At 43.3% G+C, this 24,138-nt stretch carries 22 protein-coding genes, 1 tRNA gene and 1 pseudogene; 5 read left to right on the forward strand and 19 right to left on the reverse strand.

Going from position 1 to position 24,138, the window contains the following annotated elements:
- Positions 1-20: 20 nt before the first annotated feature.
- Complete coding sequence (locus tag AOB57_RS07745) at positions 21-878, forward strand: coiled-coil protein (RefSeq protein ID WP_054299640.1); 858 nt, start codon at positions 21-23, stop codon at positions 876-878.
- Between the two features lie 407 nt (positions 879-1,285).
- Here AOB57_RS07745 and AOB57_RS07750 read toward each other — a convergent pair whose 3' ends face one another.
- The 5 genes from AOB57_RS07750 to AOB57_RS07770 form a co-directional block, all read right to left on the reverse strand.
- Positions 1,286-2,425 (reverse strand): radical SAM protein, encoded by a 1,140-nt coding sequence (locus AOB57_RS07750; RefSeq protein WP_054299639.1) that lies wholly within the window; start codon positions 2,423-2,425, stop codon positions 1,286-1,288.
- A gap of 73 nt (positions 2,426-2,498) precedes the next feature.
- Positions 2,499-3,656 carry an NAD(P)/FAD-dependent oxidoreductase gene (locus AOB57_RS07755; protein WP_054299638.1) on the reverse strand — a complete coding sequence of 386 codons (1,158 nt, stop codon included), beginning with the start codon at positions 3,654-3,656 and terminating at the stop codon, positions 2,499-2,501.
- Between the two features lie 14 nt (positions 3,657-3,670).
- Positions 3,671-4,612, reverse strand: a complete 942-nt coding sequence (locus AOB57_RS07760; RefSeq protein WP_054299637.1) for a UbiA prenyltransferase family protein — start codon at positions 4,610-4,612, stop codon at positions 3,671-3,673.
- A gap of 214 nt (positions 4,613-4,826) precedes the next feature.
- Entirely contained in the window at positions 4,827-6,299 is a 1,473-nt protein-coding gene (tgtA, locus tag AOB57_RS07765) for a tRNA guanosine(15) transglycosylase TgtA (RefSeq protein WP_054299879.1), read from the reverse strand.
- A gap of 158 nt (positions 6,300-6,457) precedes the next feature.
- Positions 6,458-7,045, reverse strand: a complete 588-nt coding sequence (locus AOB57_RS07770; RefSeq protein WP_054299636.1) for a pyruvate kinase alpha/beta domain-containing protein — start codon at positions 7,043-7,045, stop codon at positions 6,458-6,460.
- Between the two features lie 368 nt (positions 7,046-7,413).
- Here AOB57_RS07770 and AOB57_RS07775 point away from each other — a divergent pair, with 368 nt between their 5' ends.
- On the forward strand, positions 7,414-8,160 hold the full coding sequence (locus tag AOB57_RS07775) for a proteasome assembly chaperone family protein (protein ID WP_054299635.1): 747 nt from the start codon (positions 7,414-7,416) through the stop codon (positions 8,158-8,160).
- A 4-nt stretch (positions 8,161-8,164) separates the two neighbouring features.
- A complete protein-coding gene (locus AOB57_RS07780; RefSeq protein ID WP_054299634.1) occupies positions 8,165-8,554 on the forward strand; it encodes a DUF473 domain-containing protein in 390 nt (129 codons plus the stop codon).
- Positions 8,555-8,655: 101 nt separating this feature from the next.
- Here AOB57_RS07780 and thsB read toward each other — a convergent pair whose 3' ends face one another.
- The 11 genes and pseudogenes from thsB to AOB57_RS07830 form a co-directional block, all read right to left on the reverse strand.
- Positions 8,656-10,287, reverse strand: coding sequence for a thermosome subunit beta (gene thsB, locus AOB57_RS07785; protein WP_054299633.1), 1,632 nt, complete (start codon positions 10,285-10,287; stop codon positions 8,656-8,658).
- A gap of 454 nt (positions 10,288-10,741) precedes the next feature.
- A complete protein-coding gene (locus AOB57_RS07790; RefSeq protein ID WP_193726259.1) occupies positions 10,742-11,359 on the reverse strand; it encodes a 4Fe-4S binding protein in 618 nt (205 codons plus the stop codon).
- Between the two features lie 6 nt (positions 11,360-11,365).
- Complete coding sequence (locus tag AOB57_RS07795; protein WP_054299632.1) at positions 11,366-11,725, reverse strand: hypothetical protein; 360 nt, start codon at positions 11,723-11,725, stop codon at positions 11,366-11,368.
- Positions 11,726-12,043: 318 nt separating this feature from the next.
- Positions 12,044-13,267: a SufB/SufD family protein gene (locus tag AOB57_RS07800; protein ID WP_054299631.1), complete on the reverse strand. Its 1,224-nt coding sequence runs from the start codon at positions 13,265-13,267 to the stop codon at positions 12,044-12,046.
- A complete protein-coding gene (locus AOB57_RS07805; RefSeq protein ID WP_054299630.1) occupies positions 13,249-13,992 on the reverse strand; it encodes an ABC transporter ATP-binding protein in 744 nt (247 codons plus the stop codon). Before AOB57_RS07805 ends, AOB57_RS07800 begins: the two co-directional genes overlap by 19 nt.
- 395 nt (positions 13,993-14,387) lie before the next feature.
- On the reverse strand, positions 14,388-15,047 hold the full coding sequence (locus AOB57_RS07810; protein WP_054299629.1) for an MBL fold metallo-hydrolase: 660 nt from the start codon (positions 15,045-15,047) through the stop codon (positions 14,388-14,390).
- A gap of 7 nt (positions 15,048-15,054) precedes the next feature.
- The gene (locus tag AOB57_RS07815) at positions 15,055-16,026 is read right to left on the reverse strand and encodes a DUF128 domain-containing protein (RefSeq protein WP_054299628.1); all 972 of its coding nucleotides are present in this window, start codon (positions 16,024-16,026) and stop codon (positions 15,055-15,057) included.
- Positions 16,027-16,464: 438 nt separating this feature from the next.
- Positions 16,465-16,755: a hypothetical protein gene (locus AOB57_RS14500; protein ID WP_226999430.1), complete on the reverse strand. Its 291-nt coding sequence runs from the start codon at positions 16,753-16,755 to the stop codon at positions 16,465-16,467.
- A gap of 45 nt (positions 16,756-16,800) precedes the next feature.
- Positions 16,801-16,995 (reverse strand): annotated as a pseudogene (locus AOB57_RS15040) (DUF5817 domain-containing protein); the annotation flags it as partial.
- A 6-nt stretch (positions 16,996-17,001) separates the two neighbouring features.
- Positions 17,002-17,676, reverse strand: coding sequence for an undecaprenyl diphosphate synthase family protein (locus AOB57_RS07825; protein WP_054299626.1), 675 nt, complete (start codon positions 17,674-17,676; stop codon positions 17,002-17,004).
- A gap of 102 nt (positions 17,677-17,778) precedes the next feature.
- Positions 17,779-18,963, reverse strand: coding sequence for a redox-regulated ATPase YchF (locus tag AOB57_RS07830; protein ID WP_054299625.1), 1,185 nt, complete (start codon positions 18,961-18,963; stop codon positions 17,779-17,781).
- Positions 18,964-19,136: 173 nt separating this feature from the next.
- Here AOB57_RS07830 and AOB57_RS07835 point away from each other — a divergent pair.
- Together AOB57_RS07835 and AOB57_RS14505 are read left to right on the forward strand one after the other, a co-directional pair.
- Positions 19,137-19,208, forward strand: a tRNA-Arg gene (locus tag AOB57_RS07835).
- A 245-nt stretch (positions 19,209-19,453) separates the two neighbouring features.
- Positions 19,454-19,705, forward strand: coding sequence for a hypothetical protein (locus AOB57_RS14505; protein WP_226999431.1), 252 nt, complete (start codon positions 19,454-19,456; stop codon positions 19,703-19,705).
- Between the two features lie 302 nt (positions 19,706-20,007).
- On the opposite strand, the gene AOB57_RS07845 is transcribed toward AOB57_RS14505, so the two are convergent.
- From AOB57_RS07845 to AOB57_RS07855, 3 genes are all read right to left on the reverse strand, one after another.
- On the reverse strand, positions 20,008-20,796 hold the full coding sequence (locus AOB57_RS07845) for a helix-turn-helix transcriptional regulator (RefSeq protein WP_054299877.1): 789 nt from the start codon (positions 20,794-20,796) through the stop codon (positions 20,008-20,010).
- A 337-nt stretch (positions 20,797-21,133) separates the two neighbouring features.
- The gene (locus tag AOB57_RS07850) at positions 21,134-21,919 is read right to left on the reverse strand and encodes a helix-turn-helix transcriptional regulator (RefSeq protein WP_054299624.1); all 786 of its coding nucleotides are present in this window, start codon (positions 21,917-21,919) and stop codon (positions 21,134-21,136) included.
- A 140-nt stretch (positions 21,920-22,059) separates the two neighbouring features.
- On the reverse strand, positions 22,060-23,988 hold the full coding sequence (locus AOB57_RS07855) for a hydantoinase/oxoprolinase N-terminal domain-containing protein (RefSeq protein ID WP_054299623.1): 1,929 nt from the start codon (positions 23,986-23,988) through the stop codon (positions 22,060-22,062).
- Positions 23,989-24,138 lie beyond the last annotated feature (150 nt).

Here is a 24,138-nt window from a genome sequence, read left to right on the forward strand (position 1 = left end):
ATCGGGAGGCACACTAAGAGATGCTAAAAGAACTGCAGAAAAAAAGATCAGATTTGAAGAACATTTCTGAAGAATCCAAGGAAAAAAGAAATGCTTTAAACGCAGAGGCCAGCGCCCTCGCTGCAAAGCGTAATGAGCTGAACAAGAAGACAAAAGACCTTATCAATGAAGCCCAGGAATTAAAAGTCCTCAGGGACGAAATCAACGAGAAGGTCAGCGAATACAAAAATAAACGCGACGAAACCAATGCCAGGGCAAACGAACTCTTTGCAAAGGCTGATGCCATCAGAAAACAGAACAACCTGGGTGGCCCATCGATAAAAGCCCTGAGAAAAGATATTGATCGCCTTGAATTTGCCCAGCAGACTGAAGTCCTGAGCACAAGCAAGGAAAGGGAACTCGTTGGCAAGATTACTCAGCTTCAAAAACAATACCAGGTCAAAAAAGTCCAGCTTGAGAGCAACCTCGAACTGAAGAACATTCTGGACGAAGCCCAGAAGATCCGGGATGAAGCCTCAGAATTCCACAACCAGCTGGCTGAATATGCCAGACAGGCTCAGGAATACCATGAGAAGATGATTGCTGCTTTCAAAGAGGCTGACAGAACCAGGGCAGAGTCTGACATTGCCCATCGGGAATTTGTAAAAGCCCAGGAAGCAGCTGACGAACAGCACAAGATTTTCATCAATGCTCAGAAGGAAATTCGGGAGCTTGACAAAGAAATCTTTAAACTCAAAAAGAAAGACAAAGAAGGAAAGTCCCGAGTTGTCAAGTCCGAGCTTCAGAAGGATGCTAAATCCATCTTCGAAAAGTTCAAGGGCGGAGCAAAACTCACCACTGAAGACCTTATGACTCTTCAAAGGTCGGGTTTAGTCTAACTTATCTAGTAAAAAAATTAGCTGAAAAGTACCAATTTCCGTTGCAGGTCGAGATAGATCTGCACTCCTATTTTTCCGACCTGCTCTATACTTGCCACTGATTCTATCTTTCCCAGATTGATTCTTCTTACACTTTCCGATTTTCTATATTATTGTCAGTTACAGTTTCAGTGTTTTGTATCCCAGGCTTGTTTAGTTACCACTTTTTTTATTTTAAAAAAAGAACCAAAGAACAAGAAAAAAATAAAAAGAGGTTATAACTTATTTGTGCTTTGCCTGAAATTTTCAATTATTATTTTTTTCAATTGTCATTCTCAATCTATTCTCAGACTCTCCACTATGTTCCTAAAATTATTGTAAAAGATTAAGAATTACTCTCAATCCAGAGCTTTCATTAGTTTTTCGATTTATTCAGGGAGTTTCAGATATTTTTCCCTGAATTCGGGATTCCTCATAAGGCAGCACTTTGCATTATATACAGGATCTTCCCTGATCTTTTTCCAGACATCCTTTATCCTGTCTCTATGGACGTTTCCATAAGGAATCGGGATACAGGCGCAGGGGAGAATATCCCCTTCTGGGGTGATATGGAGCCACTTACGGCCTGCCATACAGCCTGTAGTCTTCATAACCTGAGGGATGGGAAAGACTCTGGGGCCTTCTTTCCCCCTGGCTCTGGATACGAAATTATCAAATTTTCTCAAGTCTTTTGGAGTCATTATTTCGGAGGCGTGATCCATCCACCTGCCAGTGGGGACTATCTCGTAAAAGGAAAGTTCGTGGACTTTGAGTTTGGATGCAAGAGCATATAGTTCATCAAGCTCGTTCACATTGTCTCTGGAAAGCACAACATATATATTTACAAGGAGCCCTGCATTAACTCCGTTTTTGACGGCTTCAACTGCACTTTTAAAAACTCCTTTTCTGCCCCTTACGTAATCATGTTTCTCTTCGTATGCGCTGTCAAAGCTGACAGTAAGGGAATAAAGCCCTGCTTCTTTCAGGCTGCTGGCACGCTCTTGGGTCAGCCCTGCCCCCGAGGTGAACACGCCTGTAATAGCTTTCTCAGGATTAACATACCTTATCAGATCTTCTAGACCCTGATATGTAAGGGGCTCGCCTCCATCAAAGATCACGAAGGTTGCGCCCATCTCAAGTACCTGGTCTATTATGGATTTTACGGTTTCGGGGGCAAGTTTTTTCCGGTTTTTCGTGTCAGGCAGAGCACAGTGGATACAGTTGTTAGGGCATTCTTCAGTAATGGATATAGTTACCTGGTCCGGAATCATTTTTCCCAGAATGGAAAAAAACTGGCTTTTTACCAGGCGGTCAAAACCCGGGCTTGGTACCGAGGGCATCCAGGTTGAGCAGATGAGCCTGTCTGCCTCTGTTTTTACAGGCTTTTCACCTTCAAAAAGTGAAAGATATTTTTCAAGGCTTTTTCTCATAAGGACGGATGCAGCCCCGCTGATTTTCATCCTCATGTATCCGTCTTCGATTTCGGTATAAACTCTAAGAATCGGGCTTTTAAAGAAGTCGTATTGCATATTGCTTCCTGCACCTGATAGTTGATGCTAATGTCAGTATAAGTTCTGTTCTCTTGCTCTTTTAAACTTCAGTTTATCTATTCCTCAGAAGTGCTCTGCACTTTAAGATAGCAGAAGGTTTTTTCTTTAGCATGAATGCAAAAACTTGCATTGCCTGCTCAATTGAGCTTCCATGAATAAATGAAAGATCCTCTTTTTCAAAAATCTTTACCATCTCATCAATTTCCCTATCCGTCATTTTTCTGAGGGTCTCAAGCCCTATACGTCCCAGGTAATGCTCTGCTTTAAATTCTCTTTCCCAGATCCTTCGGTACTCTAAAAGGGCAGATTTAGAGACATTTCTTTTTTTTACGGCATCTGCAGCCACATCACCACAGATCTGGCCTGCCCTCATCGCATAGCCTATTCCTGACTGACCTGCTGCTCCACCAGCAACCATTATCCCGTCGGTTATGTATTCTTTCGGAATTGTTACTATGGGGTCTCCACCGGAAAGCTTTCTTACAACCTCAAGATCTTTGAGCCCTTTAAGCTTTTTGAAATTCTCAACCCAGGCATTAAGGTAAGGCGTTGCGTCCGTTCCACATCTGCGTACATAGGCTCCAATTGCGGCATTATCGCCTCCTCTTGGGGCATATGTAGTCTTCCATCCAGGGGCATGATTTCCTATGTAATACTCAAACATCTTCGGTTTACCAAGCCCGGGGCTTTTAATATCTAATTCAATTCCCCACGCAATATCTTCAGGATATCTCATTGTTTTCAGGCCCAGAAGGGAAGCCAGTTTTGAGTTTATACCGTCGGCAATAATAACCAGTTTTGAGGTGAATATCCCGCCAGAGGTGTTGACAATAAAATTCTCATCTTCTCTGTGGATCTCCTGAACTTTAATTCCTTCTCGAAGGTCTACGCCGGCTTTTATTATTTTCTTCGCATAAAACCTATCAAAAGCGGTTTTATCAATCGCATATCCGGGAGCTTCAACCTCCACTATCCTTCCTGACGGGGAAATAATCTTCATACCTTTGAGATAATGCGTCACATAGGAAGGATCCACTTTCTCTCCACATTTATCGAACATCCCCTTAAAAAACGAATTTGCAGGATGGGGAGGATGCCCTATTTTCTCTTTTTTTTCCAGTAAAAGAACTGACGATCCTTTTTCACAGGCATTCCTTGCAGCCATCAGCCCTGCAGGAGATGCCCCTACTACAATAATATCTGCATCCATTTTTCTCTACCTTTTTACCAGAGAATGGAGGTGTATGCTCCTGCGTAAATGCACAGCATGACATCCAGAATCATTGATCCGAACATAATAGCTCTGTAATTTGAGCCATTAAGGAAAAGTGTGCCGCCCCTCTCAGGAGTAGGATGTTTAATAAAATCAAGACACTGGGTAAGCATCCAGAGTCCCGAAGCAAGGGCTCCTGCAAAATACACAGGTCCGAGTTGAGCTGACCACCCTATTATCACGGAAGCGATAACTCCCACAATCCACCAGAAGGTAACGAATCTGGCAGTAAAGGGAATTCCAAAGGTCACAGGCAGAGTAGGTGCACCTTTCAATCTGTCCCCTTCCACATCTCTGGAAACTCCTCCGAGGGTAAAGGCCCAATCAGTAACGCATATCATTAGCCCGAAGCAAATAGCTGGCAAAGGGAGAATCACCCCATCACTGCCTTTCAAGATTCCTGCAGGGTCAAAGGCAAGCCAGACACCGACAGGCACCAGCCCGTATGAAATACCCACTGGTAGGAAGCTGAGAAAGGTATTTCTTTTTGCAAAGACCGAGTAGAAAGTGATAATTCCGGCTGCAATAAAAAGGACAAAGAGAGACTCAGGGTTGAGATAAGCAGCTGCGGCGCCAGCAACTCCTAATAAAAAGAGGGCATAAGCGAGTGCAGAATTCTTTGAAACTCTGGAAGAAGGCAGAGGTCGGTCAGGCAGGTTGATTGTATCGATGTCAATATCGCAGCAGTCATTGAATACGTATGAACTTGTAATAGCTGCAAAGCCGCCTATTACTGCAATTAGAAAGGGAAGAAACTCAGGAAGCCCTCCGGTCGCCAGATAGGAAGCAAGGATCGCACTCGAGGCAGGTAGGGTAAGATCCATGTAGTAGAGTTCGGGTCTCAACAGCCGCAGATAGGGACTGAGTTCGCCAATTTTTGCTGTAAGGGACAAAAGTTTCACCTAAACTTTTCAGATTTATACGGGAGTTTTTGTATCAGAACTTTGCATTCTGACTTTCTCCCTGCTCAAAGGGTTCTTTGCAGATAATTCTATAAAGGTTTGCACTTCAAAAAAGTTTTCTTTTTAACTTTTTAAGACGGATTTTGATTTGAGTAAGTCTCAAGGACTTACGAGTTTCCGGCGTCGTTAATGAACCCTTCAATGTTTATTCTTTTCTCCAGTCTTCTCTGTATACCAGTTTTGCTTTTTTGTTTATCTCGTCAATCAGCGGGTGACTGAACTCCTTCTCGCAGATAAAAGTAAACTCAGCCTGCGGGTTCAGTTCCATCAGTTTAAGGGTGTTTGAAAGAGCTGTGTTAAGGGCCTCATAATCCGGGAATTTCGGAACTTCGGCATTGAAGGGATACACTTCTTCCATTTCGGCAGGAAATGCCCCGAAAGGCGCTTTGAAGATAAGAGTATGATCATAATCCTTCTCTCCTTTTACAGAGGTCGTTCGAATTATTACTGAGCCTTCCAAGTTGAACCTATCCAGCCGTTTTCCAAAGCGAAGAACTTCGGGACGGGAAGCGGATTCTGGCCCGCAGTAGAAGAAAGTGCCTTTTGTAGCCGGATCAAGTTGCTCAAGCCAGGGAGAATGGCTATAAAGCTCTTTTAACCCATCAAGAAGTTTCGGGTGAGCACGGCAGCGCTGCTCCACAAGTTCGAGCAGTTTTCCATCTTTTATACATTGTTTAATCAGCCGGATCTCAGCAAAGGTCGCGTAAAGGTTATGCCTTCCCAGGAGTTCTTCCCGGTTGTCGGCTTTTCTCAGTTCGTCGGCACTGTATCTTGAGCAGACCGGACAGGAGCAGGGCAGATAATTTAATTTTTCAACATGGTAAGTCCCATTTACAGTAATATAGCGCCCATCCTTGGCGTAAATGGCGTAAGCTGCAGAATCAAAAAGATCACAGCCCAGGGCTACTGCAAGGGCGAACATCATGGGATGGCCTGCCCCGAAGAGATGGACCGGGGAAGCTGGAGAAAGCCCTTTTTTGGATGCGGCGATCACGTCAACAAGTTCTGCGTAACGGTAGGCTTCCATGAGCGGAACAACGGCACCCAGGGGATAAACTTCAAAATGAAGATCTTTAAGGTAGGAAGCAGCTTTCTCCCTTAATTCAGGATAAGTCGAACCCTGGACCGGACCTGCCAGAAGCTGCTCGCCCTGAATAAACCTGCGGGCTGCCTCAAGTCGTTCGGCTGTGACCGCAAGTTCTTCTTCAGCCCTCCTGAAGTGAACATCAGGAGGCGTAGGGATATCCAACGGGACAATTATATCGCTTCCTATTTTTTGCTGGAACCCGAGAATTTCCTCATTCGTAACCTCCACCGATCCGTATACGGAAAGCTGGAAGGAGCCCGAATCCGTCATGATGGGCCCGTCAAAGTCCAAGAGTCCGTGTAGCCCTTTTTCAAGGGCGACACTTCTCAGTTCTTCCTTGCGGTAGATAATATAAGAATTGGTAATCAGAATTTCTGCCCCGAAGTTTCGCATTTCCTTCGGGGGGATAAGCTGAATGTTTGGATTAATTACAGGCATGACGGTAGGTGTCTCAACAGTCCCGTGGGGAGTCCTGAGCCTGCCTATCCTGCCGCCTGCATCTTTATCGAGAATTTCGAATATTGCTGACATGCCGGGGTTATACATGCCACTCAGATATATTTATCTTTGGGAATTCTTGAGAAACCAGGGCATAGTCTGGCGAACTATCCAGGCTTCCTCAGCAATCTCGTCCCAGAAGTCGGATAACCTTATAGAGGAAATAGATTTTTGCTCCTGAATTTCTTACTTTAATCTTCTTTAGCTCGCGGCATGGCAATAATTTCCCGAACCTGTAGGGAGAAGAAGTCCCCACTGTGGGCTGGCCTGAGGACAAGGGCTACATCTGCACCCCATCTTGTGCCTCCTATAGCTATAATCTCCGTGTTGTCGGAAACAGGAATATAACCTGAATCAGCCGCCATAATTGCGACTTCAATAGCTACTTTAAAACCTTTCCCGAAGAGAGATCTGAGGGTATCAGAAATTACTTCTACTCGTGAATAGCCACCAAATTTCTTTGTTATGGAGCGCTCAATTCCGGAAAACATATGAGATTGAGTGGTAATTACCGCCCCAAGAGCTTCGAGTTTCTTTCTGTATTCTTCTTCCACTTCCCATTCGCCTTTTTCTTTCTGCCCGTACTGGTGGCTTATTCCAATAACTTTTATGCCGCTTCCTTTTACTGCTTCTGCCATTTTCAGTGCGGTTTTTCCGCTGGTGCTTGCCACTACAATATGGGAGATCTGAAGTTCTGCAGCCCTTTTTGCTGCCGCTTCAATAACGGCTTCCGTATTCAGTTCCCCTACGTTGTCAAAATAAAGAATAGATTTTTCCACGAATTTTTTCCTCCTGTACTTGAGCTTTTTTCCCTTCCATGAGTTCTTTTACGGTTCTTTCTATCTATTATATTCTTATCGATTTACTTCTATAGAATAGGATCTCGGTCAAGCCTTCCATTGGAGAAAAAAAGCCTGAATTTATTATCTGGGAGCATCTGAATTATTTATTTCTGTCAGGAGAAAAGATATATAACAAAAGGATTCTCTTTTATCAAAAGGGGTTGTGGCGTTTGGAAACCTGGGGTTGTTGCGAATTTCAGTTAGTGTGTATGTAGGAGTAGTGCAGACCCAGTCTTTAGAGAAACTTGTTTATCTAGGATTAGATTAGATATAATCTAGGGGTTTTATTTCGCCGAGGTGGTTATTTGTCAAATACAGATTACGACAACAATGATGTAAAAATTATTACAAAACCTGTGCAATCACAAAATCCTGTTCTGATTGAAGGTTTTCCTGGAATCGGGCTTGTGGGGAATATTGCAAGTCAGCATATAATAGAAGAATTGAGAATGGAATATATCGGCTCTATTGACTCAAGGTATTTCCCCTCAATTGCAGTGCTTTATGAGGGGCTTATAAATATGCCTGTGAGGATTTACGAGAAAGTGGAACATAACCTGATTGTTGTAATCTCCGATATTCCTATCAGTCATACTGTTTCCTACGATGTTAGTAACGCTCTGGTGGACTGGGCTGAGTCCATCAACGTAAGAGAAATTGCTTCCATTGCAGGAATTGCCATATTGAACGGGGGGCATAAAGTCTTCGGGGCAGCCACCACTCCAGAAATGTTGAGCAGAATCAGGGACAAGGTAGAAATTTTCCAAATGGGAACAATCTCCGGGATATCGGGCAGCGTGATGGCTGAATGTTTGCAACGTGGAATTCCTGCATTTAGCTTACTTGGCGCTACCAGAACCCAAAATCCTGATCCAAGGGCTGCTTCTGCTGTTATTGAGGTCTTAAATGAACTCTATGGACTTTCAATAAGTACGGCTCGGCTCATAGAGCAGGCCGAGCGTATAGAGACCGAACTCCAGAGGCTTGCTGAAGATGTTCAGACTGTAGAGCAGAAAGGAGAAGTAAAGAAGGAGTTCCCAATGTACGGGTGATCTCATGGAGTACATCGCGTTAACAGGAATTGCTGATTCTCTTATCGAGGTTCTGAAGAGACATCGTCTCAGGACTCTTGAGATTCGGAGTCCTCAAAACTTCGTAGGAGTACTCGGGCTTAACGCAGGAGACAGTGTTCTCTTGACCTCTACCAGCCTCCAAGATCTCACGGATGGGACTCAGGGTCTCATAGCAAAAGTTGTGAAGAAGCAGGTTTCAGTCCATTCTGTTATCAGTTCGAACGAACTCTATATCGAAGAACGAGAAGCCATGTCCGCCCGCATCCAGCTTGAGTGCAGATGCATAGCAAGGATAAAAAATGTTATCTCAAACGAACTTGGAAAACCCGTTAGGGTAGATGCCAGGGAAATCTCATGCTATGAAGCCAGATAACAGTCAATATGAAGCTAGATAAGACAGCTTCTAAAAAGAGAAGTATCAGAGTGCTGGAAATTTCCAGCACTCTTGGATTTAAAATGTCTACCTAAAATTATTTATATTTCTTCAGGCATTTCGCCGCCAGGGCCACCTGGACCCGGACCTGCTTTTCCTTCGCCAACTGAGGCAATTACATCATCAATTCTGAGAATCATGATTGCTGCCTCAGTAGCTGCATTGATTGCCTGTGTCTTGACTCTTAGAGGTTCGACAACGTTGTTCTCGAACATGTCCTCGACTTTGCCGGTATAGACATTGAGCCCTTCACGCTTGTTACCTTTCTCATGCTGGGAGCGCATTTCCACAAGCATGTCAATCGGGTCAAGTCCTGCGTTTTCTGCAAGGGTGTGAGGAATAACCTCAAGAGACTCGGCAAATTTCATTACAGCAAGCTGCTCCCTGCCTTTAAGGGTTGCTGCATATTCCTTGAGTCTGAGGGACAGTTCGATCTCGGGTGAGCCACCGCCCACAACAATCTTCTGGTCTTCGAGAGCAACGCCCACCACTCTGAGAGCATCTTCGAGTGCTCTTTCAAGTACTTCCACAACATGCTCGGTTCCGCCGCGCAGAAGAATTGAAGTGGCTTTGCTATCCTTGCAGCCTGTGACGAAGGTCATCCTTGAGCCTGTAACGTCTTTCTCTTCAACAAGCCCTGCGTAGCCAAGGTCGGACTCTTCAATCTCGTCAATGCTGGTGATAATCCTTGCACCTGTTGCGCGGGAAAGCTTATCCATGTCGCTCTTCTTTACCCTGCGCATGGCGAAGATTCCTGCTTTTGTCAGATAATACTGAGCAAGGTCATCAATTCCCTTCTGGCAGAAGACAACGTTTGCACCTGTGTTGATTACCTTATCCACAATTTCCCTGAGCATTGCTTCTTCCTGGTCTAAGAAGAGCTGCATCTGGTCAGGAGTAGTGATCTTTATTTCTGCTTTGGTCTCGGTCTTCTTGAGTTCTATGGGCACGCTTAAGAGCAAGACTTTTGCATTCTCCACGACTTCAGGCATGGCTGTGTGGACGCGCTCTTTGTCGATAATTACACCCTCAACAATCTCGGAGTCCTTGATGCTTCCGCCCGGTCTCTTTTCGACCTTGACGTCCTCGATGTCTACAGTGATCTTCCCATCTTCGCTTCTCTCAGCAACTGAGGTCACAGCCTTGACAGCAAGACTGGAAAGATGCTCCTTGTGGGCTTCTGCACCTTTTCCTGTTATGGCTGTTGCTGCAATCTTTTTGAGAGTTTCGGTGTCTTCTGGAGATGCACTGATAGTGATGGTATCGATTATCTTTATAGCCTGATCTGCTGCAAGCCTGTAACCGTTTGCGATTATTGTGGGGTGGACTCCGCTTTCCAGCAGGTCTTCAGCCTTTGTCAGGAGTTCCCCTGCAAGTACGGCTGCGGTGGTGGTTCCGTCTCCGACTTCGGCATCCTGAGTCTTGGCTACTTCCACGATCATCTTTGCACCCGGGTGCTCGATGTCCATTTCTTTGAGGATTGTTGCTCCATCGTTGGTGATAACAACGTCACCTAAGGAGTCTACAAGCATCTTGTCCATACCCTTGGGCCCAAGAGTGGTTCTTACCGCTTCAGCAACCGCTTTTGCGGCCATAATATTGCTGTGCTGGGCATCGGAACCATGGGTTCTCTTGCTGCCTTCCCTTAAAATAAAGATCGGTTGTGCTGCCAAGCTTCAATCTCCTTTTATGATTATGAATTTTTATAAATTTTTATTAATTGTATTCCTGAGCACGTTACCTTTGTGCGTAATTTTCCTATTCTTAATGCAAGCACTTCTATATAAGAATTACTCTAGAGCAGAGATTTCTGGTTTAAAAACAGAGCTTCTTGAGCCTTTTAATAACATTTTAAGGTCATTTTCCCTGGTACACCAGGTCGAAAACCTCAGTCTCCTGATTCGGAGGCTACCTACTATAAAAACCTGCAGTGAATTGGATAATGAAAATAGTCTGTTAGAAACCTGTGAGAGAAGTTTGGCTGATATGTAAGAGCTTTCTATTGGTAGCTTTTAAAAATAAAACTTTAAAAAATCTAAAAGGTTCAGACATCACTGCCATTATCTGTGGCATGAGTTCAACCACAAGGTCAGTTTATAAAAATTCAAAAAATAAAGCCACCGAACTTTAGAAACTTAGGGCATCTTTAGGACAGGCACTCACACAGCGTCCGCATTTGATACAGTCAGGTTTTATATCATTCTCGCGGATTTTAAGTTGCATTGGGCAAACCTTATCACATTTGCTGCAGTTGATGCATTTTTCATATACGAGTTTAAGGGAATACTTCTTTCCGCCAATAAGGCGCTGAGCTGTTCCCATTGGGCAGAAAGAACACCAGGTTCTCGGGCTCAGGTAAATGCCCAGAAAAACAGCGATTGCAGTTGTCACCAGACACATGGTTACAAACACCATGCCTATTTTCTCAAAAGTATTGAGGTTTCCGAGAATGCTTGTAATCCTGTACCCCATAAAACTCATTAGCAGGAAAAAGATTGGCAGGCGGACCCACAGGCTCCGTAGAGTGTCTGGGATCTTCTTTTTCCTTGAGATTTTATCGACCCAGAAATCAACAAAGCTACCCCTGGGGCAGAGATTTCCGCAGAACCAGCGACCTCTGAAAGGACTGCTCAGGAAGATCGCGGCAAAAATCAGCAGCATGAAATACCCAAGTGCCGGATACCAGAGACCCCCGATAGAAACAATAAGAACCAGAACTCCCAGGTAAGGTGTTATTTTAAGCAAATTAAATCAGCCTCCATTTTCCCATTTTTCAAGTTCCTGTCCTAGCCGGTCGGCCCAGGAATTCACCACAGTCATTATGATATTTTTTATTTTAGCCCTTGAATTGACCTTATACTTGAAAACATAACCTCCCCCGTCCAGGTTTTGTTGCGACCTCTGAAGAATTTCCTTTTCATGTAATTTTTTGACGGAGCGCTGGATTGTAGAAATATCCAGTTTCAGAACTTTTGAAAGATGATCTGTGCCAACCCATTGCTCTTTTTCATTTAAGAAGTATTTCATAACATTCAGGTCTGCCTTTGTAAGGTTAAGGGCGCACTTGATCACATCTTCGATTTTGAACTCTTTACAGGCAAAGTCTATCATTTCGATCCCTCTAGAGTGCTACAGTACTGTAATATTATTGCCGTAGTATATATACGATGTCAAGTACTGTATTCTCCAGCCAAAAACAGGAAGTACTGCATTTTTTATTATTGCTTTCGCGTTGCCGGTGTGCAAAAATAAAAATATTCCATAAGAAGATGGGAGGCAAAATGAAGGTATAATCTCTTATTTTTATCTTAAAAAAGATATCTATCTTCATACATTCAGCTCATTAAAATCCACAAGTGCTCTAGAAAAAGCCGGCAGGTTTCTCCTTTTTCCTGCCGGATTAACAAACCCTTTTTAAGGTTATTCTGATTACATTCCAAAGGCTGTCTGTGCGATTGTGTTCTCGATTTCGTTTTTCAGTTCCTCTGGTATTCCTCTTATTCCGACGTCCAGGAATCCGCGCACTATCATGCCTACGGCTTCGTCTTCGTTAAGGCCTCTTGCCATCAGGTATTCCACCTGGTCTTTAGCAATTTTCCCTACGGCAGCCTCGTGCGTAAGTTCGACATCATCTACGTTTGCCTCAAGGATGGGAATTGCAAGCTGGCTTCCTTTATCGGTAAGGACAAGCCCTTTGCATTCAAGGTGTCCTTTTGCTCCTTTTGCATTGCCTATCATTTCCCCTCTCGCAACTATCTTTCCCCCGATTGTGATAGTTCTTGAAATGAGTTCGGCTTTCGTACCAGGCGCATTAAAAACTGCCCTGCTTCCGAGATCAAGTTCGGAGCCTGAATGGGCAATGGCTATAGTATTTAGTCTGGTTACTGCACCTTCTCCTTCGAGTTTGACAGTCGGGTAGGTCTGGACTGAACGAACCGGTTTTAAGCAGACATAGTTGCTTACGTAGGTTCCTCCTTCTTCCACATGGATTACTGTCCTTGGCCTGACACCTATCTGCTCAGCCCAATTATGGATCATTGTAAAATTCAGAGTTGCACCTTTCTTTACGTACATCTCGGAAATTCCAAGGTGCAAGCCTTCTTCCACTTCTTTTTTAGCCGTACAGCCTGTAATTATGTCAAGGCTAGCTCCCTCTTCGACTATAACAATGTTATGCACGGTCTGGAAAGCTCTGTCACTGCCAAGTAGAAGGCAGGTCTGGACCGGCATGGACGATTTCTTGCCAGGAGGCACCCGGATAAAGTATCCGTCTGCATCTTCAAGGTAAGTTTTTGCCGTGTATTTGTCAGTATCAACAGCTACAAGCTTCCAAGAATATTCTTTGAGCCACTCATATTTTTGAAGGGCTTTCCGGGTGGACATAAGTTCTACATTCTTATCTTTCAGGGAAGAATGGGAAACCGCATTATCAAGCACCAGCAGACTGCCGGACCGGCCTTCTTCACTGGGTATTACTCCTACCTGGAGTAGGGTTCTTTTGCTCTCCTCATCAAGGGTCTGGAGGTCTTCTATAGGCTTGCTGACCCTGGAACCTTCCTCAAACTTCTCCAGTTCAAAGTCCTCTCCGAATGCCGCCTTTTTCTCGGCTGCCTCTTCTGCTCTTTTTTTCAGGTTCACATCATCATTTTGCATTCCAAACACTCCTCGTACCCTTTGCTCTTAATCTCTTCCAGCATTTTCAGAGGATTCCCTGAACACATGATTGTTCCGTTACAGAGAATATACCCTCTATCTGCGGTTACATAATCAAGGACCTGACCGGTGTGTGTAATTATAAGGGCTGATTTTCCTCTTATGCAGCTTTCACCAGGGCAACTTATGCCTTCTTCAAGTAATTCTTTTATTGTCAGTCCAACCTGTTCTATGCTTACAAGATCTACTCCCGATTCGGGTTCATCCAGGAGATAAAGGTCCGGATTCTGGGCTGCAAGTTGCAAAAGTTCGGAACGTTTTATTTCTCCTCCAGAAAAGCCCACATTTACGTCCCTATCAAGAAAACGATCCATGTTGAGGTTTTTAGCAAGAGTCCCAGGATCTCTCTCTCCTTCCGATACCACTTTTATAAGATCTCTGAGTTTAATCCCGGACATATCTGGCGGGCGTTGCATCATAATTCCTAGTCCGCGACGGGCTCTCTCATCCACTGGCAGGCTGGTAATATCTTCTCCCTTAAAGAGAATTCTGCCTTTTACAACTTTATACTCGCTAAAGCCCATAATCGTTCTCATCAGAGCTGACTTTCCGGCTCCGTTTGGCCCAAAAAGCACATTGGTATATCCCTTCTTGACTTCGAGGTTTACGTCGTGAAGCAAGGTTTTTCCATCAACCTCTACAGTCAGATCCTCTATTTCCAGCATCGATACTTCTCCCTTTATTTCTTTTTTATACGGGTTTCCTCTTCATTTTGCCCGTTGTCGAAAAAACAATATAAATTATCCTCTTTAAAGTAAGTTCCACATAGCAGGAAAACAGCGAAAGTCGAATAATATGATCCTTTGCATGACTCCCACTATCCCTCATCAAATCTTTTATTCTTTTTATAGGACATTATATTTCTAATTATACATTATTTGTAAATCTTATGTATTGATTAGAATTAAAATCTTAAATTTTAGAATTTTTTAGAGCTTGACTTGTGTCCAGGCTTAAAATTAAAAATCCTAAGAAATTCTTCGGAACAATCTCTGTTTTCATATCTATTAGACCAAAAATTTTATTAATAACATGGTAATTCTGCAAGAAAACTAATTTATCAAAGATCCAGGCATAAACCGACTTCGATTTCTATGAATTCCTTCGGGAAAAGTTCTTTAATCCTTTCTATGTGGGCGGTACAGTGGCCTGCTGCTATGACTCTCATCCCTCTCAGCCTTTCAAATTCCTCGCTATCGTGAAGCCCTCCGAGAATTCCCTTTATCCTTCCATAACGGCTGGCACTATTCAGAATTGCAGCAAGCCCTGGGTGAGCGCAACCTGTAAGTACATAACACCCATCTCCAGTATCCAGAGCTAGCGCCTGCTCCTTTACTTTGTTTCCAAGTTCTCCTGTACTCATGATTCCCTGAGAAATTTTGGCAGGCTCCTTTATCTCAATAAGAGTAGCCCTTTTCTTAATTTCCCTTTTCAAATTCTCCGAAAAAGAAGCGGGGACATAGACCTCAAGCCCGGGATTTGCCTGAAGAATCTCGGGAAGGCCTCCTATATGGTCCCAGTGCTGGTGGGAGAGAATTAGTTTTCTGATGCCTGCAGGCTCAATCTTGAGTTTCTTCAAATTTTCTAGAAGGAGTGGCCCATCCCAGCCGGTATCGAAAAGAAGGGTTTCGTAATTTGTTTGAATAAGAGTTGCAAAGCCCCAGCTTCCTGTAAAATCCTGACTGGCTTTATTGCCGTAAACAATAGTAAGCCTGAACATCCTTTCCTCAGATTTCAGTCATACTCTTATATTCCATAAGAGTAGAAACAGGATTTGTCTTGATTTTAATTCCTGTCTCTTCAAGGGCACAGATGCCGTTAATGCCTCCTACGATCGAAATTCCGAACTTTCCGGTTTCTACAGGCGCCCCAAACAGGGTTTCATCAATCCCCCCCGGAGGGAAGCAACCTCCAAGGCCTACCTTCTCCGCGCTTTTGATAACTTCTTTAGCCCTGTCATAAGCCGAGGAATTAATCTGCCGCATATTGGCAAGGATTTTACCGTCCCCTCTCTCAAGCACATCAAGGACAGAAGTAGTCTTTCTGCTCATGAAAATTTGTATGGGGTCGATTGAGGTTCCGCTGTAGGAAATTAAATCTAAAAACCGTACAGGCTTTCGGTTTTCCATCTGGAGAATTCCGCCGTAGGCAGGTTCCACGGGGATGCCTGCTTTGAGAAGAAGCCCGTCAAAAACAACACTGCACACTGTAGCTAGCCCGATTTTTCCAGGAGGAAGGGAAACTGCTTCCTCGTCTTCCTCGATTATCCTTACTCTGGAGCTTATCATATACCCTTCGTGTGCAGTATATGAGATCACTTCAATAACAGCCTCTAAATCGTCCTTATCAAAGTACGAGATATTCACGGGTACTACTCCGTCATTGGTCTCGGGATTGTATGTGGTTCCGTACGCCGTTTCTTCTATTCGGGATATTACAAAACCAAATCGGTCTGCAATCAAGGCATCACTCATCTCCCTTTCTCCCAGTTCGGTAAGTGTACGCCCTGCATACCCGTGTTTGCATGTGAACCCTCTCTCATCCAGGATCCTCAGATGGTAGCGGACAGCCCGTTCTCCTATATCATAGCCCCGGTTATTAAGTTCGTCAGCTATTGCCCGGGCACCTATAGGTTTGTCACTCTCGTGAATCACCCTCATAATTTCAATGAGTTTTCGCTCAATTTGCGGATCCATCATGTTTAACACCGTTATACTTGATAAAATGAATTTTATGTAATTGCGACGGGGCTTTAAAATTTTCGAATAGTATTTGAGCAAAACCTATTCTTTTTTAGCTTGCTGAAAACGAATTCAACTGTTATTTAAATTCAATTATAGTAAATCTTTTCGTAGTAAATATATTTTTGTCTCCCGAGTCCCGTCTCGGGAGGATGGCCCGAATTGTGCTTCGGGATCACAGAAAATCGGAGATTTTCTCGGAGTTGCGATATAATCGCAGCAGTACGCTGCCCTTTTTCGCGCCCTGCTTCGTTTCGCTCAAAAGGGATAACTTATGGACAAGAGTAACGGTTTCTCGTTATGCAGAAGGGTAACTAGAAAAGCATCATTATTTTTGCCCACTCAAGCAGAATAATTGTATGAACGAATATAACCAGACCGTAGAGTTATATTATTTCATACAATTTTTATAATGCCGGGTTGGGGAGAGTAGAGGTCTCCGGTTTCGAGAAGGGCTTTGAGGATTGATTCGAATCTTTCCTGAGATATTCCTTTTTCGATGGCTTTCTGTCGGAGTTCGCTTTTTTCAATTTTTCCACCTGCAGTTTTCAGGATTTCAAGAAGGGTTAATTTAGGGTCTTTTTTAGGGGGAAGCCCGCTAGATGGGGGTTTTTCTGGGAGTTTAAATACTTTTATTGGGGTTTTAGTTTCGAGGTCCCGGTGTTCAGAGGCTTTGGAGGAGGGCAACGAAAATGTTTCATCGCCTTTTCCTGAGATTTCTGCTTGCAGGCGGGTTCGGAAAAGTACGGCGTCTTCGAGTTCTTCGGAGGAGTGAAATACCCTGAGTTTTCGGGTTTCGAGGAGAGCACCGCAGTGCTGGCATTTCAGGGCCTTTTTTCCGGTTTCAGTAATCTGTGCATGCTGCCGGCATTTAGGGCAGACTATTACTGCATAACGAGCATTCTTTCGCTTTTCTCCAAACTCCAGTCCAAATCACCTTCCGTATCTTCTCTGTCTTTTCTGGAAATCTCTCATCACCCTGAGAAGGTCAAGCCTTCGCACGTCTTTCCAGTTGACATCTGTAAAATACAGTTCCGAATAAACTGACTGCCAGACAAGGAAATCCGAAAGCTTCTGTCCTCCCGAACGGATCATGATATCAGGCTCGTGATTAACAAGGAGATGGGACTCCAGCATTTTTTCATCCACTTCCTCAGGTCTGACAGATCCTGCCTTAACTTCGCCAAGGATGGCCAGTACAGCCCTGGTAATTTCATTTCTTCCTCCAAATCCCAGTGATACATAAACGAAAAAATCCTTTCCGGATGAAGTGACATTTACTTCTCCGTCAACGCCATGAATTCTATAACCTGTACCTTCCGGAAGATCTGAGAAACTTTCTTCCAGCCGGGCTTGGAGAGTTGACGCAATCTCTGATTTCAAGGACAAATCCGTTTTCAGGATATCTACGTAGATGCTCACAAGTTCGGCCCCGAACCTTCTAAAAATGTCAAGCGCGGATAATAGTCTCTCCAGTCCTTTAGGATCGAAAAGGTCAGTTTCCTTGAGTATAATTGCCACATGCCTGGGAATATTTGAAGGCATCCTGGCTATCTGCCAGGCAAGGAACCTTTCATAAAACGGATATGCAAAAGAAAGTAAGTCCATCTGGAAAATATCCTCCCTGACAAGCTAAAACAATCCACTATTTCATCTTTTCCGTTGTTATAAAGCTTCAGGCTTTTCCAGATAACAAGTTTTTAGGTTTGCTTATTTTGCAGTGGACACGATCTTGATAACGTCCCCGTTTTTCAATTCATGCTTTTCCCCAAGCCTCAGCCTTGTCCTTGCATCTACTGCATACAAGAATCGGTCCCCGATTTCGGTATGGATCTGGTAAGCAAGATCACGGCATGCAGAGCCTCTTTTCATAAGGTAGGCATCAGGGAGAATATTCCCTTTTTTATCGGACCATTTTCCTTCATCTTCCACAGGATATACGACAATAAGATCAAGAAGTTCAAAAACAGTCCTATTTATGCATTCCTGGACGCCTGTACTGCCAAGCCTTTCAATCACTTTCTGAATAGCTTCAAGCCCTTTTTTCTGAGCTTTTGTAAGCTCCCCTCCAAGTATCTCGAACTTCTGATCTCCGGGACTATACTTTATAAGCCCATTTTTTGCTGCAGATTTAAGTGCAAGTTCAGCTGCTGCGCTTGTAGGCACCACTATTCTGTCAAGATCTTTAAGCCTATCCAGGTTTCCTCTTGGGGCAATGTCGGCTTTATTTGCGGCGATAAGCAAAGGCTTGCTGATCTCCCGCATTGCATCACAGAGCCGGATCATATCATCTTCGCTCCATTTAATATGATCAAGCCTTGCCAGCCCTGTTTCTGTTAAAGCGGCGTTTACATGAGATTCTCTTATTCCTGCTCCCGCAAGCTGTTCTGCAATTACGACTTCGAGCTTGAGCCCTTCAGCCTGGATCTTTCTGGCAAGCTTGACCCAGTTTCTTTCCAGAATACCATAAAGCCACATCGTAATCTCCCTGTTCAGGAAAGCTACATCCTCAAGGGGGTCATGATCTCCGATGTCTACAGGATTGCCCTCGGCGTCGGTCCCGCCTGAGGCGTCTACTACATGAATTATCGCCTGAGCCTGCCGGAGTTCATCCAGAAAAGTGTTTCCAAGTCCTCTTCCTTTATATGCATCAGGGACAAGCCCGGCAACATCAATTATATCAATCGGGACAAGCCTGACCCCATCCACACACTTTCCACATCTCTTTTCCTTCTCTTTGCAGGGGCATTCTACCCGTACATAGGTAACTCCGTGGTTGGCATTGATAGTAGTAAAAGGATAATTTGCAATTTCAACATCTGCAAGTGTAGCAGCTTTGAAAAAAGTGGATTTCCCCGCATTGGGTTTTCCTGCAAGTCCTATAGTCATCGACATAAATTATAAAATCTAACTTGTTGCATTTAATCTTTATTGATAGTGATGCCGGAGAAATATGGTTTTGTCCAACCAATTTTCGTGCAGGGCAGAGCAGTAAAATTGCGGTTGAGCCTGCTCTTGAGGAATAAAGTTTATATCCTTGAATGTGCTTATCAGTGTTGCTCGCTTGCGTCCCGATAGGGTAGTGGATATCCTTAAGGCCTGCGGAGCCTTAGACCTGAGTTCAAGTCTCAGTCGGGACGTAAATCTTATTTCTCATTTTCTTCTCTTCACGCTTTTCATCCTACTCCCTTTTATTTCTATCTTTGTTTCTCATTTAATTCCCTATTTTGTTTCAATTTTCAATTCAATTCTTCGTTTCTATGCTGTTTTTCCTCATCAATTTTCATCCACCCTCCCTTAAATCAAAAAGATAATGAACATAAGCTGAACTTATATTATAATCATCAAAAGATATGTATTATAAACATCAGAAGATGGGATCTTTATGAACGGGAAAATTCTGATTTTGCTGGTAACGCTTGTATTTTTATTTGCCTCAGGCTGTGCTGAGGAAGATAATACATCATCTGTACCTGATGACCCCGATATCCCAGTACCGGAAGCCGGCGAGGATATATCGTCTGGAGAAAATATGCCTTTAAAATCTGGAGAGAGCCATATTGTCCGTCTTGGAAATCTCGGAGTGGTAACTCCTGCGGAACTTAATATTCCAAAAGGCGACATCATCTCCTGGTAGAACGAAAAAAGACAGGGCAATTACGCGCTTGTAAGTGAGGACGGGCTATTTCCGGACGAAAAACTTTCATACAGGGTACCTTTCATGTACACTTTCAATGAAGCCGGAACCTACAGCTTTGTTGTCAAAGATGTCCCTGGAATGAACACTATGATAAGTGTGAACTGAAATCCTCATATCTGCCCGGTGTTATGGTTTACCAGATTTCCCTCCCGGCAGAAGATGATACTAACCTCCAGCCGGGTTTCTTCTCTTTTATTCGGAATATCTGGTAATTCATGTTCAGGATACGGGAGAGATTCTCAGATTTTGGTAATAGGCCTTGCTATATTTTTGTAATGGTTGAAGAGATCTCTTCCCCATTTGAGTGCACTTTCATCAAAACTTACCAGATTATGATTGTAATATATCCCGCTGTTACAGAAAAGAGAGAGCGCCATAAACTTTTCCGTGACTATGCTTGAAGCAATTTTCATATTGTTATTATTGCAAACATAGAGTCTGGTATATTTCAGGTTCAGGAAGTGCTCAAGTTCCTTTTTGTAATCGTTGAGCATTCTGTCATAAACGTACTCTGTAAATACCAGAGTTATATCCGTACCCTTTGCGGCAAGTTCTATGCATAAGGAAGGATAAATAGGCAGGAAAAAGGAGGATGTGATCATCACTTTCTCAGACTCGGAAAGATGTTTTACAACTTCTTTGGGATATTCGAAAACGTGGTTCCGGTCAGGATTTACTTCAATATAGTCCCCAAGCTTTCCGATCTCATCCAGAAACTCAGAAGGAATTGACGTCATATCCTGGTTTATCCAGTAATCGTGGTTTTTATCTAAAACGTTAAATGTTTCCAGAATTGTCTTCATCTTTGGAACCAGAATTTCTCCGATACTGGAAAGTTTGTAGAGCCTGTTACTCTCAACAATAAGATCGTTCTTCATCAGTATCTTTATCTGGGTCATTATCGGGCTTGAGCGGACATCAAGTGTACTTTTGATCTCTTCGATGTTCTTGGGTCCGTCCAGAAGCAGTAAAAGTAGATTTTTCCTTTTTTCTGAAAGAAAGAGAACATCCAGTAATGATGACTCCATCTGATTCCCTCTCTTAGGTCTCATCCTATTATATCTGACATTGCATATATCTCTATACCAGAAGACTCTTAACTTCTTACACCTTTACTCCTTACCATTTAAATTTTTGATGAGCAAAGGACATTTGGGGACGCATAGCTGGAATATAAAGAGAATTACCGTTTTCATTCAACTGAATATTATATAATTATTTTTATTGCTTTTTTGTGGTTTCATAGAAACTTGATCTTGCAGTTTTCTTAGAGTGTTTCTTTTTCCGAATTACTGGGACTATAATGATCTCTGGAGTTAGCTGAGATTTAGAAATATCCTGGGTTCATCTACATCCTTATTCCCTTCATATCTTATTTACCTGTCTTGAAAGTCTCTTGAAGTAATCAAACAGTTCCTGACCCCATGAAAGGGCGCTCTGTTCAAAGCTCATAATGAACTGCTGGTCAAACTTACCGTTCTTGTCAAAAAGCCCTAGCAGCATTATCCTATCGGTTACGGTCACTTCAGTAAGTTTAATTCCTTCTTTGGAAACATACAGGCTAACATTATCCATATCCATTAATTCATTTATCATATCTGATTGTTCGTTTGAGAGATGGTCCCAGACAGACTGGGTAAAATTCAGGGAAAGTTCGGCATCTTTCCTGCCGAGCTCAACGTACAGCGGAAGATAGGCGGGGTTAAAATAAGAAGCAAAAGTTGAAGCTCGCTTTGCATTGCTCATATTTTCAATAATTTTCGGAGAGGGTTCATAGATATGGTTCAGGTCAGGCTCTATAAGGATACAATCCCCAAGTTCGGATATTTGTTCCAGCAAATGGCGCGGGATTGCGTTCAGGTCATGACCTGTCCAGTAAGAGTTATTTTTCTCCACTACCTCAAGAGCGCTTATCAGGGGCTTTATCTTCTTGATTATGAACTCTCCCAGGACTGTGAGTTTATACATTTTGTCTTCCTGGATAACAAGATCATTATCTATCAGTTTTTTTATCTGGGGAAGGATCGATGTGGCTGTAACATCAAGTGCGTCCTTGATCTCGTCAATATTTTTTGAGCCGCTATCCAGAAATAGAAGAAGGTTTTTTCTCTTATCGGAGCGGAAAACAAGGTCAATAAGTGAAGAACCCATATTCTCTTACTTCCTGTTATTCAGTAGCTTGCAGTTAAAGCCGATCCTTCTTTCCGGCAGGCTGGTTCCTTGGCTGTTCATGTTCAAATTGAGCATTTCTCCGGCTTTTAAATTAACGCTTTATATGTAAATAATATTATTTAATAAGTTATGACCCCAGGGGTGCAGGTCCCTACAAAAACTATTTTCGTCTCCATTGGTGTCTGCTTCCAGCCAGGGGGAGAAAGATATTCTACGCTTGTGTCTATTTTTATCGAGCTTTCCGGAAGTCCAAAGTCTTTCATTGAATCCAGGATGAGTTCTTCGCCAACTTTATGTGAATATTCTACTGCCATTCGATATTGCTCGAATTTTTTCCTTCCTGCAGGAGTAAACACCAGGAAATTCTGGTCAGGGTTTTCCATTGAGGATGGCCTGATAATTATCTCAATTCTTTTAATTCCTTTTCCTACGAGCGCTCCAACTGCATTTCCTACCCTTGCCTGCTCGGGAACTATAATCTCTGCATCAATGAGAGCCTTAATTTCCTCATAATAAGCCTTTACGGGGCCTCCGAGCATGACTATAGGAATATTCAGCTTGTACTGGACAGGCATCTCTTCCTCAAGCAGTTTCTTTATCCCATCTTTTCCCCTGCCTTCCATGATGAAGGACATCAGGCTGTAAGCCATATTTTTTGCAACCTGCTGCTTTACTTTCTTGCAAAATGCGTGAGTTCCCATTTGAGTGAAACGTGAAAGCTTTTTGGCTCCGATCTGAGCAGCTTCTACATCCCATTCGGTATATTCCCCCAGCACATGAAGGGCATCAGTTGGTGTAAAGCCTATAGCCTGGATCGCTCGCTGCTGAATCAATGAATCGAGAACTGCCGGAGATGGAAACCTCCTCATCTTATTTAAAATCTCATGGATAGAGAGAGGTTCGTCTTTTATGTATTCAAGTAATTTCCTCTCGATTTCTGTAGGATTAATGGGATCTGTTCCAGTACTGACAAAGAATTTGGTAGGCTGGATATGCTCATTGAGCATGGTTCTCAGGGGTACGGGGTTTTTTTCCAGTTTTTCCTTGAAATTAGGGTACTGTACGGCAGCAAAACAGAGAGGCATAACTCTTCTCGGGCCTATCCTGATACATTTTTTAAACCACACATGACTATCTCCTCCATTTGCCGAACTCTCTATCTTTATTGCCTTTACGCTGGTTTGCCAGCCTCCCACAACTGCTCCTTTCTCACAGAGCTTAGGGTTTCCCTTTTTTATTAAGGAAACATCTGTGCTTGTCCCTCCTACATCTATAACGGCGCAGGTATCCAGTCCTGAGAGGTAAGAGGCTCCCATAACACTTGCTGCGGGACCTGAGAATATGGTTTCAATGGGACGCAGCTTTGCACCTTTTATATCTATAACCGAGCCGTCACATTTCAGCATAAGAATTTTTGCATCAAGTTTTCTCTTCTTTACTTCTGCCATGATGGAATGGATAAACTGGTAGGTTATCGGAATTAGTTGGGCGTTTAGAATGGCTGTGGCTGCCCTTTCGTAAGCTCCAAGCTCCTGGGAAAGCTCGTGCCCACAAACTACAGGATGTCCTGTCAATTTAAGGATTGTCTGTTTAACTTTAAGCTCATGTTCCGGATTTCTTGTGCTGAAATACGAAGATACCGCAAATGCAGAGACTTTCTTTTTGAGGCTTACTGCAAACTGTTCTACGGCAGTAAGGTCAAGAGGATGCAGCTCATCTCCGTCGCTGTCATGCCCTCCTCTTACAGTAATACAGTAATCTGCGGGAAGCTCTCTTGGGACGGTATAGTTCCCTACAAGGATCAGACCAACAGGATATCCTGTTCTTTCAAGAATAGTATTTGTTGACAGGGTTGTAGAAACCGATACGAGTTTTACTTTTTTAAGGTACTCCGGATTCAGTTTGTCAATAGCATTTCGAATTCCGACCATAAGGTCCGGATATGTAGTAGTTGCCTTACTAGTATCTAAAATCCGGCTGTCCGAATCTCTTAAAATTACAGCATCTGTGTAGGTTCCGCCTGCGTCAATACCCAGACTATATTGCATATCAAAACAGCCCCATTTTTAATTTATGTTACGTGATTCATGTCCTTTTTCAGCCGTACACATATTTTTATCCGGAATTGTAAAATTATTCCTCAAGATATATATCCCTGCTTATAATATCCAGCTGCATATACCCTGCTCTATCTTGTC

The organism is Methanosarcina flavescens, assembly GCF_001304615.2.
Lineage (GTDB): Archaea > Halobacteriota > Methanosarcinia > Methanosarcinales > Methanosarcinaceae > Methanosarcina > Methanosarcina flavescens.